The organism is Sphaerisporangium sp. B11E5, assembly GCF_039871875.1.
Taxonomy (GTDB): Bacteria; Actinomycetota; Actinomycetes; order Streptosporangiales; family Streptosporangiaceae; genus Sphaerisporangium.
This window is the reverse complement of sequence record NZ_JBDPMD010000041.1, coordinates 48,018-61,552: the sequence shown is the minus strand read 5'-3', so window position 1 is coordinate 61,552 and position 13,535 is coordinate 48,018. Positions and strand designations below refer to the sequence as shown.

8 protein-coding genes are annotated in these 13,535 nt (G+C 72.1%); 6 read left to right on the top strand and 2 right to left on the bottom strand.

The window, feature by feature from the left end:
• Window positions 1-41 precede the first annotated feature (41 nt).
• Window positions 42-1,106 carry a lysylphosphatidylglycerol synthase domain-containing protein gene (locus ABGB17_RS29235; protein WP_347635234.1) on the top strand — a complete coding sequence of 355 codons (1,065 nt, stop codon included), beginning with the start codon at window positions 42-44 and terminating at the stop codon, window positions 1,104-1,106.
• 49 nt (window positions 1,107-1,155) lie between these two features.
• Here ABGB17_RS29235 and ABGB17_RS29230 read toward each other — a convergent pair whose 3' ends face one another.
• Entirely contained in the window at window positions 1,156-4,833 is a 3,678-nt protein-coding gene (locus ABGB17_RS29230) for a hypothetical protein (RefSeq protein ID WP_347635232.1), read from the bottom strand.
• 370 nt (window positions 4,834-5,203) lie between these two features.
• Here ABGB17_RS29230 and ABGB17_RS29225 point away from each other — a divergent pair, with 370 nt between their 5' ends.
• The gene (locus tag ABGB17_RS29225) at window positions 5,204-8,593 is read left to right on the top strand and encodes a BTAD domain-containing putative transcriptional regulator (RefSeq protein WP_347635230.1); all 3,390 of its coding nucleotides are present in this window, start codon (window positions 5,204-5,206) and stop codon (window positions 8,591-8,593) included.
• Between the two features lie 243 nt (window positions 8,594-8,836).
• On the opposite strand, the gene ABGB17_RS29220 is transcribed toward ABGB17_RS29225, so the two are convergent.
• On the bottom strand, window positions 8,837-9,355 hold the full coding sequence (locus tag ABGB17_RS29220) for a hypothetical protein (protein WP_347635229.1): 519 nt from the start codon (window positions 9,353-9,355) through the stop codon (window positions 8,837-8,839).
• Window positions 9,356-9,489: 134 nt separating this feature from the next.
• Between ABGB17_RS29220 and ABGB17_RS29215 the strand changes: the two genes are divergently transcribed.
• The 4 genes from ABGB17_RS29215 (at window position 9,490) to ABGB17_RS29200 (ending at window position 13,458) form a co-directional block, all read left to right on the top strand.
• Window positions 9,490-10,311, top strand: a complete 822-nt coding sequence (locus ABGB17_RS29215; RefSeq protein WP_347635227.1) for a serine hydrolase — start codon at window positions 9,490-9,492, stop codon at window positions 10,309-10,311.
• Window positions 10,312-10,408: 97 nt separating this feature from the next.
• Window positions 10,409-11,050, top strand: a complete 642-nt coding sequence (locus ABGB17_RS29210; protein ID WP_347635225.1) for a GntR family transcriptional regulator — start codon at window positions 10,409-10,411, stop codon at window positions 11,048-11,050.
• Window positions 11,051-11,162: 112 nt separating this feature from the next.
• Window positions 11,163-11,843, top strand: a complete 681-nt coding sequence (locus ABGB17_RS29205; protein ID WP_347635223.1) for a cysteine hydrolase — start codon at window positions 11,163-11,165, stop codon at window positions 11,841-11,843.
• Between the two features lie 4 nt (window positions 11,844-11,847).
• Window positions 11,848-13,458 carry a hypothetical protein gene (locus ABGB17_RS29200; protein ID WP_347635221.1) on the top strand — a complete coding sequence of 537 codons (1,611 nt, stop codon included), beginning with the start codon at window positions 11,848-11,850 and terminating at the stop codon, window positions 13,456-13,458.
• Window positions 13,459-13,535 lie beyond the last annotated feature (77 nt).

Here is a 13,535-nt window from a genome sequence, read left to right as displayed (position 1 = left end):
GCCCGGAGCGGTGGTGACCGGGGACGTGCGGAGGGGGCCGGATGGGGAACAAGTGGGTGCGGGCCGGGGCGTCGGTGGGGTCACTGGCGCTGGCGGTGCTGCTCGTGGTGTTCCTGCCGGAGATCGTGCACGGCCTCACCGGGGCCACGGTGAGCTGGGAGAGCATCGGGGCGCAGTTCGCGGCGTTGAGCTGGGCGACGGTGTTGTTGATGGCGGGGCTCTGGCTGGCCAGTCTGTGGGCGTACACCTACGTGATGACGTCGGCCCTGCCCGGCCTCGGCCACCTCCAGGCGCTGACGCTGAACGGCGCCGGGAGCGCGGTGAGCAACCTGCTGCCGTTCGGCGGGGCGGCCGGGGTGGCGCTGACGTTCGCGATGACCAAGGGCTGGGGGTTCGCGACCCGCCCGGTGGTGGTGTACACGCTGGTCACCGGCATCTGGAACACCCTGTTCCGGTTCGTCCTGCCCGCCGTGGGGATCGTGGGCCTGCTGCTGGCGGGACGGATCCCCGACTCCCGGGTGACCACGGCGGCCTGGGGAGGCGCGATCTCCATCCTCGTCCTGGTGGCCGTGGTCGCCGCCGCCCTGTACTGGGAGCGCGCGGCCGACCTGCTCGGCCGGGCCGTGGACGGAGCACTGAGGATCCTCCCCCGCAAGATCCGCCCCGCCGAACGCTTCGCCAGGGACGCCATCCACCGCCTCCGCGCCGACACCGCCGACATCGTGCACAAACGCTGGCCAGGCCTGTCACTCGGCATGACCGCCTTCCTGGCGTTCCAGTGCCTCATCATGACCGCCTGCCTGACCGCCACCGGTTCCTACCCCGGCCCCGCGGAAACCGTCGCCGTCTTCGCCCTCAGCCGCGTCCTCACCAGCGCCGTCATCACCCCCAGCGGCGCCGGCATCATGGAAGGCGGCGTAGCCGCCCTCTTGATCACCTTCGGCGAACCCGCCGCCTCAGCCACCGCCGCCGCCATCCTCTTCGGCTTCTGGACCTACACCATCGAAATCCCCTGGGGCGGCCTGGCCCTCGGCGCCTGGACCCTCTTGAAACGCCGATCCCCCGCCCGTGAACCCATGGCGGCCCATCCGGCCACCCACGACTGACCCGGCTCGCGACACAACCCACATCTATCGCGAAAGCCAGGCGCCTGCGTCAGGGGCAAACCGGCTGGATAGATTCCCCTATCCCGACGTACTGCTCCCACTGTTCCTGCGTGAAAGGAACCGAGACGCGTGCGCAGACGCCCCTAAGAAGTTCGAGATCACTAGGAGGCGTCAGATCCCACACCCGCACCGTCCTGTCGTCACTGCCGGAAACGATGACCGGCCTACCACCCACCTGCCCTACCGCCACCGCAGACACCACATCCCCGTGTCCGCTCAACGTACGCACCGACTTACCAGTCAACGCATCCCACACCCGCACCGTGCTGTCGTCACTGCCGGAGACAATGACCGGCCTACCACCCACCTGCCCTACCGCCACCGCAGACACCACATCCCCGTGTCCGCTCAACGTACGCACCGACTTACCAGTCAACGCATCCCACACCCGCACCTTCTTGTCGTCACTGCCGGCAACGATGACTGGCCTATCCCCCACCTGCCCCACCGCCACCGCAGACACACCACCGCCGTGCCCGCTCAACGTACGCACCGGCTTACCACCCCCGGCATCCCACACCCGCACCGTACCGTCACCGCTGCCGGAAATGACGACCGGCCTGCCCTCCACCTGGCCGACCGCCACCGCGAGCACCGAATCGACGTGTCCGCTGAGCGTACGCACCGGTTTACCAGTCCCGGCATCCCACACCCGCACCGTGGCGTCGTCACTGCCGGAGACCATAACGGGCCTGCCCTCCACCTGCCCCACCGCCACCGCGAACACACCACCATCGTGTCCGCTGAGCGTACGCACCGGTTTACCAGTCCCGGCATCCCACACCCGCACCGTGGCGTCACCGCTGCCTGAAACGATGACCGACCTGCCCTCCACCTGGCCGACCGCCACCGCGAGCACCGAATCGACGTGTCCGCTGAGCGTACGCACCGGTTTACCAGTCCCGGCATCCCACACCCGCACCGTGGTGTCGTAACTGCCGGAGACAATGACCGGCCTGCCCTCCACCTGCCCCACCGCCACCGCAGACACACCGGCACCGTGCCCCCTCAGCGTACGCACCGGTTTACCAGTCTCGGCATCCCACACCCGCACCGTGGCGTCACCGCTGCCGGAGACCATAACGGGCCTGCCCTCCACCTGCCCCACCGCCACCGCAAACACACCACCATCGTGTCCGCTGAGCGTACGCACCGGTTTACCAGTCCCGGCATCCCACACCCGCACCGTGGCGTCACCGCTGCCGGAAACGATGACCGACCTGCCCTCCACCTGGCCGACCGCCACCGCCAGCACCGGAGCGCCATGCCCGCTCAGCGTTAGCAGGTTGGGGTTGGCCCAAGTGTTCACGAGACTGAATCTCGCCTCAGGTGTCCGCGACAAGTTGAACGCGGCCACAGCGAGTTGGCGAGACAGGACCGGATCGATGCCAACCAGATCGTCGCTCCGAGCGGCCACCTGCTGGGACAGTTGCGCCAGGCGCTGTTGTTCGGCGGTACGGGCGGTGCCGACGGCGTTGATCGCGATGGCGATCGCGGTGATCATCACCAGGGTGAGGGACGTGGCCACGGCAGCGACACCGAGACGCCGGGTGTGTCGGGCCCTGTCCTTGGCCTCCGTGCCGGCGCGAAGGAAACGTTCGGAGAGTTCGGACAGGGGTGGGAACTTGGCCGGGTCGGACTTCCAGCGGGTGTAAGCCTGTTCGGCCGTGGCCAGGAGGGTGCCGGTGTAGAGGTAGGAGGGGTCGTGGTCGTGGGTGGCCCAGTCGCGGGCCTGTTGGTCCAGGCGTTGGCGGGTGAGGAGGGTGGCGCGGTCGGCGGCGATCCAGTCGCGTAATCGGGGCCAGGCGCGGATGAGGGCTTCGTGGCTGAGCTGGATGGTGTCGGCGTCGACGGTGATCAGGCGGGCGGCTACGAAACGGTCCAGGACCTGCCATGCGAGGGCCTGCTCGCTGTTCGACGAGGCGTCGGGCGGGTGGTTCGCCGAGGAGAGGAGTTCGGTGCGGGGGAGGCGGACGCGGGTGTCGTCGGCGCCTTCACCGAGTTGGACCAGGCGGGGGAGCATCTGGCGGGCGGCGCGACGGCCGAGCAGGTCGAGTGACTCCAGGGTGGTCTCGGCGCTGCGGGCCAGGGCTTGGGTGACGCCGCCGGTGGCGAGGTAGCCGGCGGTGGTGAGGGTGGTGCCTTCGCGGCGGCGCCAGGTGGCGAGCAGGGCGTGGGAGAGGAGGGGCAGGATCTCGCCGCCGTGTCCGGCGGCGGCCATGTCGGCGCGGATCTCCTCCATGAGCAGGTCGACGAGACCGGGCTGGAGGGTCAGCCCGGCCAGGCGCGCCGGGCCTTCGATGGCTTCCCTGAGCTGGGCGGTGGTCATGGGGGTGACGAGGAGGGGGTGGTCGAGGGCGGCGGCCAGTTCGGGGTGGGACATGCAGCGGCCGAAGAAGTCGGCGCGCAGCGCGAGGACGACCACGGCGTTCGCGCACATCTCCTGCAACGCGGCGACGAAGAGGCGGCGGCGGCCTTCGTCCTGGCACAGGGTGAAGACCTCCTCGAACTGGTCGGCGATGACGACGCGCTGCCCCGGCCCGGCGGGTGTCCAGGGGGCGGCGCCGGGGGGATCCTCCAGGCAGGCGGGGAGGGGGTCGCCGAGAGCCGTCAGGCGGGTGGTCAGCGCGTCCACGGGGTCGCGGCCGGGGGTGAACAGCAGTACGTGCGTGGCGGGGGTCCGTTCGAGAGCGGCCATCAGGCCGGCGCGCAGCAGGGAGGACTTGCCGGCGCCGGAGGGGCCGACGACCATCAGTGGTCCGGCGTGGGAGAGTTGCTCGGCCACCCGGTCGACCAGGGTCTGTGTCAGGCGGGTGCGGCCGAAGAAGAACTCGGCGTCCTGCGGGCCGAAGGCGGCCAGGCCACGGTACGGGCTGACCTGGCCGGTGTCGTCGCCCTCCGCGTCGCCGGTGGCGATGTTGACGGCGAACGGACGCCGGACGCCGGACTCGCTGACCTTGCGGTGGGGGGCGGGCAGGCCGCGGTCGGTGAGGTCGCGTGACACGGCTCTGTGGAGGTCGTCGATGGTGAGCCGGGGGCCGGCGGTGGGGTCGCCGCCGGTCAGGAGGTGGATCAGCGCGCCGGACATCGCGGTGTGCGGTTGTCCCTCCGGGGCCCACGCGGCTTCGCTGGGGCCGGCGGCGGCAAGGACGTGGCAGCCGGGCCGTACGGTGGCGAACACCTCCTCAAGGCCGGCCCGCCATGCCGCCTGGGCCCGTCCGGAGAAACAGCAGTCCAGGACGACCAGCACGGTCGCGGCCCGGCACGTCGCCAGGACCTCGTCGACGGTCTTGTACGGCAGGGCCTGGTGGCTCGGGATGCCGGTGGTCAGGTCGCGGGTGGCGTGGGTGGCCAGGTGCAACTCGCCGCGTGGGCTGAGCAGGCCGTGGCCGACGTAGTACAGGACGAGGACGTCGGTGGCCTGAGTGGCGGCCTCCACCAGGGCCGCACCGAACTCCTGGGGGTCCGCCGGGTCTTCGAGCACGGTGAGGTGCGACGGGTCGAGGCCGGTGCGGTCGACCAGGCAGCGGCTCAGGTCGGCGACGGTGCGCGGTACGGCCGCCACCTCGGGCAGGCGGGAGCCGTCGCGGTACCGGCCCGAGCCCACCAGCAGCACCCGCGCCCCGGGGCGCGCCAGCAGCAGACCGTCCGACACGTCAGGTGTCACCGTTCCCCCTGGGACCTCGCCTTCGACGTCCGGTCGTGCGTCCACCCCGGGACCCCGGTGCCGCCGCCCCCGCGCGGCCGAGGTCCGGTACGCCTTCTGCGGCTCGCCGACCGGCTCCTGCCCGGGACTCTAACGCCGATCTTCGATACGGTACATAGCCATGCGATTACTGACAGGATGCATACAGCGTCGTTATAGCGGGAAAGGTGGCGGCCGGAAAACGTGAGGGTGCCCGGCGGTGGAAGGGGCGAGGGGAGATCGGTGGCGGTAACCTCGTGGGGTTGGGTGGGTCGGGGCTCTGCGACCGTCGGGTCGGGAACGATAGGGACCTCGGCCATTGGCTTGTGCGTGCTCGACGGGGCCGCATAGCGTGGCGGCTGAGATGGTGACGTTCCGGGTTTTGGGGCCGGTCGAGGCGTACGACGGCGATGACGAGGTTGATCTCGGTGGGCTCCGGCAGCGTGCGGTGCTCGCGCGATTACTGGTGGCGCGGGGGCAGGTCGTCCCGGTGGACACCCTGCTGTTCGACCTGTGGGCCGACGAGGGGGCGAAGGGTGCCCAGTCGGGGCTTCAGGTGTACATCTCACGGCTTCGGCGGGTGCTGGAGCCGGGGCGGCCACGTGGGGGGCCCAATCGGCTGCTGGTGACGGTCGCCTCGGGGTACGCGCTTCGGACGGCGCCTGAGCAGGTGGACGCGCTCAGGTTCGAGGCGATGGTGCGGTCGGCGGGGAAGTTCCTCGACAACGACGATCCTGAGTCGGCTCGTGGGGCGCTGGAGACGGCGCTCGGGTTGTGGAGCGGCACGCCGTACGCGGACTTCGCCGAGCAGCAGTGGGCGGAGGCCGAGGTCAGCAGGCTGGCGGAGTTGCGGCTGGTGGCGCGGGAGCGGCACGCGGACGCGGGGTTGCGGCTCGGGTTGCATGCGGAGACGGTGCCTGACCTTGAGGCGTTGACGGGGGAGAATCCGCTGCGGGAGGAGGGGTGGCGGTTGCTGTCCCTCGGGCTGTACCGGTGCGGGCGGCAGGGGGACGCGCTGGCGGCGCTGCGGCGGGCCCGGACGACGCTGGCGGACGAGCTGGGGATCGACCCGGGGCCGGCGCTCCGCAAGATGGAGTCCGACATCCTGTCGCAGGACCCGGGGCTGGAGCTGGCGCCGCACCCGCGGCCCAGGGCGGCGGAGATCCCCGGGACGTGGCCGCCCCGGCCGGAGCAGCCGGACATGCCGCCGTTGGCGCCGGAGCCGTTCGTCGGCAGGGACGCCGAGCTGGACCGGCTGACCGGGGCCGCGCCGCACGCCAGGGCCGGGCGGTTCACCGCGGCCGTGGTGGCGGGGGATCCCGGCGCGGGCAAGACCACGCTGATCCGCAGGCTCGCCGAGTCCCTCGCCGGGCAGGGCTGGATCACCACGGCGGGCGGCTGTCCTGACAGCAGTGCCACCCCGCCGGGCTGGGCCTGGGTCGAGGTGCTGCGCACGCTCGCCGCGGTGCGCGGCACCGGTGAGTACGGGGCGCTGCTGGCGCCCCTGCTTGACGACGCCGCCCCGGTGGACGAGGACGACCAGGCGTCCGGCGGGTTCCGCCTGCACCGGGCCGTCGGCGGCTACATCGCGGGCATCGCCAGGGACGCCCCCGTGCTGGTCGTGCTTGAGGACCTGCACTGGGCGGACGACCAGACCCTCGCGCTGCTGCGCGCCCTGCCGAGCCTGCTCGCCACGAGCCGCGTGCTCCTGGTGGTGACCTGCCGGGACGGCGAGCTGAACGACCGGCAGTCCGACGTGCTCGCCGCCCTCGCCCGCCTCGGCCCGGTGCGGGTGGAGCTGGAAGGGCTGAGCGAGGAGGCGGTGGCCGAGCTGGTGCGGGCCACCTGCGTGCGCGAGGTGGACGAGGACGCCGTCGGCACGATCATCGAACGGACCGGCGGCAACCCGTTCTTCGTCCGCGAGACCGTGCGCCTGCTGGACTCCGAGACGGGCACCGGCCGGGCCACCGCCGCCGAGGTGATGTCCGAGGTCCCCTCGGGCGTGCGCGACGTGCTGCGCCGCCGCATCGCCCGCCTGCCGTCCACGGCCCAGCAGATCCTGCTGCAGGCCGCGGTGATCGGCAGGGACGTGGACATCGACGTGCTGGTGGACGTGTCGGGCGACGAGGACGCCGTGGTGGACGCCGTGGAGGCCGCGCTGCTCGCCGGGCTGGTCACCGAGCCGGGGCCCGGCAGGCTGCGCTTCGACCACGACCTGGTGCGCGACACTCTGTACTCCGACGCGTCCCGGCTGCGCCGCTCGCGCCTGCACGCGGCCGTCGCGTACGTGATCGAGGACATGTCCCCCTCGGACGTCGCGGCCCTCGCCCACCACTACGACGCCGCGGGCACCGCCGAGACCGCCGCCAAGGCCGTCCACTACGCGGGTCTCGCCGCCGAGCAGGCAGAACGGCGGTACGCGCACCGCGAGGCCGCCACGCTGTGGGAGCGGGCCATCGCGGCGTTCGACCGGGCCCACCCCGAGGCCCGCGCCCCCAAGGAGCGGCTGCTGCTGCAACTGCGCCTCATCAAGGCCCTGGCCCTGTGCGGCGACATGACGGCCGCCCGAGCCCGCCGCCGCGAGGCCATGGACTCGGCGCTGCCGCTCGGCGACCTGGAGCTGACCGCGCGCATCGCCGCCTCGGTCGCGGTGCCGCACAAGGGCATCGCCCGCGACCTCACCCGCACCGCCTGGGAGATCGTGGACGTCACCGAGCGGGCGCTCATCGAGCTGCCGCCGAGCGAGCAGTCGCTGCGGGCCAGCCTGCTCGCCACCCTGGCCCTGGAACTGGAGGGCTCGGCCACCGGCCGCGGCTACGAGGCGTCGCTGGAGGCCGAGGAGCTGGCCAGGCGCAGCGGCGACCCGGCGCTGCTCGCGGTCGCGCTGAGCGGCCGGCTGCGGCAGTCGTACGTCATCACGGTGGTGGACGAACGCGAGGCCATCGGCCGCGAGCTGCTGGAGGTCGGGCAGGCGTCCGGGCAGATCGCGGTGCAGGCCCTGGCGCACCTGGTGCTCATGGAGTGCGCGGCGGCCCGCGGCGACTTCGCCGAGGCGGACGCGCAGATCAACGCCGCCGAGCGGCTGGCGAGGCGGTACGACCTGCCCGCGCCGTCCGCGGTGGGGGCCTGGTACGCGGGCCAGCGGCTGATGATCGCCGGCGACTTCGCGGGGGCGGAACGGGCGTACCGCAACGCCGCGCGGCTCACCGCGCGGGCCGGCATGCTGGAGGGCCGCCAGGACCTGCCGCTGATCACGACGTTCTGCCTGCGCCTGGTGGAGGGCAAGGCGGCCGACATGGTGGAGCCGCTGGAGGAGGCGCACCGCCGCGGCGCCAAGTGGACGCTGGACGCCTACGCGGTCGCCCTCGCCTCGGCCGGTCACCTCAAGGACGCCCGCGCGGTCGCGGCCACCCGCACCGCCGTGCGCCCCGACTTCCTGTACGAGCTCGCCATGATGTGGCGGGCGCTTGCGGGGATGTTGCTGGACGACCGGGACCGCATGCAGGACGCCTACGCCACGCTCGGCCCGTTCTCCGACCGCATCGCGGGCGCCGGCACCGGTGTGGTGGCGTTGTGGCCGGTGGCGCAGACCCTCGGCGACCTCGCGGTGTGGCTCGGCCAGCCCGACGAGGGCCGCGCCCACTACGAGAAGGCGCTCGCGGTGGCCGAACGGGTCGGCGTGTCCCGCTGGGTGACGGCGGCCCGCAAGTCGCTCAGCGGCGCCGCGGGCACCCCGTCCTGACGACGCGCCACGGGCACCCCGTCCTGACGACGCGCCACGGGCACCCCGTCCTGACGACGCGCCACGGGCACCCGTCCTGACGAGACGCCGCGGGGACACCGTCCTGACGACGAGGGGACCCTGTCCTGACGACGCGCCAGGGGACCCTGTCCTGACGACGCGCCAGGGGACTCTGTCCTGACGACGTGAAGAGGCGCCCCGGGGTCCCTGCCACCCGGGGCGCCTCTGCTCAGGGGGTGCCGCTCAGCAGGTCACGCGGAACTTCTCGCTGACCACGGCCTCGCCGTCCACCGCCAGTTCCACCCGGTACAGGCCCGGGTTGTCCACGATGCGCGGGTGCCAGGCGACGGCGCGGCCCGGGCCCACGAAGCCGGCGGGGGCGGAGGAGGTGTACGGGAGCCACTCGCGGGTGCCGGTGCTCCAGCGCCACAGCCGCCAGTCGTACAGGACGGCGGCGCCGGTGCCGTCCGGCTCGATGACGCTCTGCGCGTGGTAGGTGCGGGCGCATCCGGTGCCCTCGGCGGCGGCCACGCTGATGACGCCGGGCACGGGCACGCGGGCCTCCTCCGCCGGCATGGCCTGCGCCGACAGCACCACGGTGGTGCGCTGCGTCGGCGCGGCGGCGGCGGGGGGCGTGGCGGCGTCGCGGGTGGCCCCCACCCCGGTGTACGCGCCGGCGAAGGCGAGGCTGGCTATCAACAACTTGACCGCGGTGGACGTACCGCTCCAGAGTGCCGGTACCAGACCGCCTCGCGCATCCATGATCCCTCCCCTTTGTGTCACCTCAGGTGTACGCCCGCGCAGTTGCTCCCCGCTTGCCGTCCGCTTGCAGTCCGTGGCGGCGCCGTTTCCACCGGAATTCCAGGTGAGGGCCCGGAACGTGGGATCATGACCTGATGCGCATGGTGATCACCGCTGTGCTGGCGGCGGTGACGGCCGCCGCCGGCCTCCTCTCCCCCGCCCACGCCGAGAGCGCCCCCAAGGTCACCGCCACGGAGGTGTACCTGATCGACGCGACCGAGGGCACGGTCCGCTTCGCCAGACGGGAGACCCGCAGGGTGCCGGTGGCGAGCCTCGCCAAGGTCATGACGGCCTACGTCGTGCGCAAGGTGGCGCCGCTGTCCGACGTGGTGACCGTCTCGGCGTCCGACGTGCGGCACGCCGTCGCCGGGGGCGCCACCCGGGCCGGGCTGCGCGCCGGGGAGCGGCTGACCGTGCGGGACCTGCTGTACGGCATGATGCTGCCGTCCGGCGCGGACGCCTCCCAGGCCCTCGCCCGCCGCTACGGCCCCGGCGTGAAGCGTTTCGTGGCCCGCATGAACGCCGCCGCCCGTTCCCTCGGCATGAAGGACACCTGGTACACCAACGCCGACGGCCTGCCGCAGACCGGCGGCGACCGCTCCACCGCCCGCGACCAGGTGCTCCTGGCCCAGGCGGCGCTGCGCGACCCCGTCATCGCCCAGATCGCCGACACGGCGCGGCACGTGGTGGCCAGGACGAAGGCGCACCGGGCGCACGTGTGGCGCAACACCAACGAGCTGGTGCCGGGCGAGGCGTTCGGCGTGAAGACCGGCTACACCAGGGCCGCCGGGCACTGCCTGATGTTCGCCGCCGAGCGGGACGGGCACGTACTGATCGGCGTGCTGCTCGGCGACACCAGTGACAAGGCCCGTTTCCGTACCGCGCGGCGGCTGCTGGACACCGCGGCGGCCACCTGAGCCCGCCGTCACACAAAATGGAGGTGGGACCAGGCCGGAACCGGACGGCCGCCCGGGCTCTGCGACAGTTGTGGCGACGTCCCTAGGAGGTGCGCGGGTGGAACCGGAGGGGGTGCTGCGTCCCCACAGCCTTGTTGAGCTCTCGATGCTGCAGATCCGTCACGAGATCCTCAGCGGGACCCTGGCCCCCGGCGAGCGGCTGATCGAGGAGCAGCTCACCCAGCGTTTCGGCACGAGCCGGGCCCCGCTGCGTGAGGCGCTGCGCCTGCTCGGCCAGCAGGGCCTGGTGGAGCATTCGCCGCGCCGGGGCGTGCGGGTCGCGGAGTTGTCCCGCGACGACGTGGACGAGCTGTTCGGCCTGCGCGACGTGCTGGAGCGGTACGCGGTGGAGAGGGCGCTGCCCGGCGTCACCGACCTGCGCGACCTCGCCAAGGCGCTGGACGACATGGCCGCGGCGGTCGAGCAGGACGACCCGTACTCGGAGAACGAGGCGCACCGGCGCTACCACGTGGCGCTGGTCGCGCTGGCCGGGCACCGGCAGTTGCTGCTGGTGTACGAGCCGGTGATCCTCAAGCTGCAGCTCTACATGGCCGCCAACCTGCGGCGCGAGGCCGAGGCGCGGGCGCCGTCGGAGGGCGTGGAGCGGCACAGGCGGCTGTTCGAGGCCATCGCCTCGGGCGACCCGGCCCGCGCCGTGGAGGGTCTCGCCCGGCACGGCGCGCGGACGTACATCGGCTGACCCGGCCCCGTCCCACCGTCTTCGCTAACAGAGCCGTAACCGGACGGACCGGTGCCGGACACAATTTTGTCGACAATCGACGATTGGAGGATCTGAGGAGAACGGAGACACCATGTCCCATCCGCTTCTCGTCGAGGCTGAACCGTACGCCTACGGATTCGACCCCGGACACACGGCACTGCTGGTCATCGACATGCAACGCGACTTCGTCGAGCCGGGGGGATTCGGGGAGACCCTCGGCAACGACGTCACCATGCTGCGGCGGGTCATCCCGCCGCTGCGCGAGGCACTGGCCGCCACCCGCGCGGCCGGCGTCACTGTGATCCACACGCGCGAGGGCCACCGGCCCGACCTTTCCGACTGCCCGCCGGCCAAGCTCAACCGCGGCACGCCGTCCCTGCGCATCGGCGACCCGGGGCCGAAGGGCCGCATCCTGATCAGGGGGGAGTACGGGCACGACATCATCGACGAGCTCGCCCCCATGGCCGGGGAGACGGTCATCGACAAACCCGGCAAGGGCTCGTTCTACGCCACCGGCCTGGACGAGATGCTCAAGGACGCCGGCATCCGCAGCCTCATCGTCACCGGCGTCACGACCGAGGTCTGCGTGCACACCACCGTCCGCGAGGCCAACGACCGGGGCTACGAGTGCCTGGTGCTCTCGGACTGCGTGGGCTCGTACTTCGCGGAGTTCCAGCGGTACGGCCTCGAAATGATCGCCGCGCAGGGCGGCATCTTCGGCTGGGTCGCCCCCGCCGCCCACTACATCAAGGCCCTAGAGACCCGGAGCTGAACCGATGACCACCACAACCGGCCCCGGCCAGACCAGACTCCCCTGGTGGGTCTCCGGGGACACCAACGCCTTCTTCGGGCTCGGCTTCAACGTCATGGTGAACGTGCTGGTGCTGAGCGGCCTGTGCCTCGGGGTCGTGCACCTGCCGGGCTCCGACGTGTTCGGCGTGATCCTGCCCGCCATGGGCATCCAGTTGCTCATCGGCAACGTGTACTACAGCTACCTCGCCCGGCGGCTCGCCCGCCGCGAGGGGCGCACCGACGTCTGCGCGATGCCGTACGGCCCGAGCGTGCCGCACATGTTCATCGTGGTGTTCGTCATCATGCTGCCGACGTACCTCGCCACCAAGAACCCGGTGCAGGCGTGGGCGGCGGGCCTCGCGTGGTGCTTCATCATCGGCGTCATCGTGCTGATCGGCGCGTTCGTCGGGCCGTACATCCGCCGCTTCACGCCGCGGGCCGCGATGCTCGGCACCCTGGCCGGCATCTCCATCGCGTTCATCTCGATGCGGCCCGCCGCGCAGATGTGGGAGGCGGCCTGGATCGCGCTGCCGGTCCTGGTCATCATCCTCGTCGGGTTCTTCACCGACCTGAAGCTGCCGGGCAACATCCCGGTGGGCCTCGCCGCGCTGCTCGTCGGCACCGCCATCGCGTGGATCGGCGGCTACATGAACCCCGCCGACGTGGGGGCCGCCGCGCAGAACATCGCGATCAGCGTGCCGTCGCTCAACCTCGACCTGCTGATCGACGGCCTGCGCGAGGTGTCGCCGCTGCTCGCCACCGCCATCCCGCTCGGCATCTACAACTTCACCGAGGGCATGAGCAACGTCGAGAGCGCCGCCGCGGCGGGCGACGCGTACAACCTGCGGTCGGTGCTGCTCGCCGACGGCACCGGCGCGGTGGTCGGCTCCATGCTGGGCTCGCCGTTCCCGCCGGCGGTGTACATCGGCCACCCCGGGTGGAAGGCCGCGGGCGGCCGGGGCAGCTACTCGATGGCCAGCGGCGTCGTCATCGCCCTCTTCTGCTTCCTCGGCATGTTCGCGCTGCTCGGCGCACTGCTGCCCACCCCGGCGATCGTGCCGATCCTGCTGTACATCGGCCTGCTGATCGGCGCGCAGGCGTTCCAGGCCGTGCCCAAGGCGCACGCGGTGGCGGTGGTCATGGCGATCATCCCGAACATCGCGGCGTGGGCGCAGGGGTACATGGACAACGCCCTCGCGGCGGCGGGCACCAGCGCCCGGGAGGTCGGGTTCGGCACGATCGCGGCGAGCGGCACGGTGTACGAGGGCACGATGCTGCTCGGCGGCGGCGCGGTGCTGGGCGGGCTCATCCTCGGCTCGATCACGGCGTTCATCATCGACCGGTCGTTCCTGTGGGCCGCCGGGTACGCCGTGGCGGGCGCGGCGCTGGCGTTCATCGGCCTGATCCACGGCGAGAAGGTCGAATGGGGCGCCAATCCACAGATCGCGCTCGGGTATCTCTTCGCCGGAGTGATCCTGCTGCTGTTCCCCTTCATCCCCAGGTCCGGCGACGACGGGCCCGGCACGACCGACGCCGCCCGGGAGGAACCGGCACCCCCGGCCCCCGCCACCGCCGACCTCCCGGCGGCGTCATGACCCTCGCTCTCGACTCACGCACCGAACTGGATGCTCCATAGCACCAACCAGGAGATTTCGGGCTCGTGCCGAGAACA

Excerpts from the sequence above, each read along its gene's own strand:
- ABGB17_RS29215 (WP_347635227.1), top strand. The coding sequence starts at position 9,490 with ATGCGCATGGTGATCACCGCTGTGCTGGCGGCGGTGACGGCCGCCGCC.
- ABGB17_RS29220 (WP_347635229.1), bottom strand. The coding sequence starts at position 9,355 with ATGGATGCGCGAGGCGGTCTGGTACCGGCACTCTGGAGCGGTACGTCC.
- ABGB17_RS29205 (WP_347635223.1), top strand. The coding sequence starts at position 11,163 with ATGTCCCATCCGCTTCTCGTCGAGGCTGAACCGTACGCCTACGGATTC.
- ABGB17_RS29200 (WP_347635221.1), top strand. The coding sequence starts at position 11,848 with ATGACCACCACAACCGGCCCCGGCCAGACCAGACTCCCCTGGTGGGTC.
- ABGB17_RS29235 (WP_347635234.1), top strand. The coding sequence starts at position 42 with ATGGGGAACAAGTGGGTGCGGGCCGGGGCGTCGGTGGGGTCACTGGCG.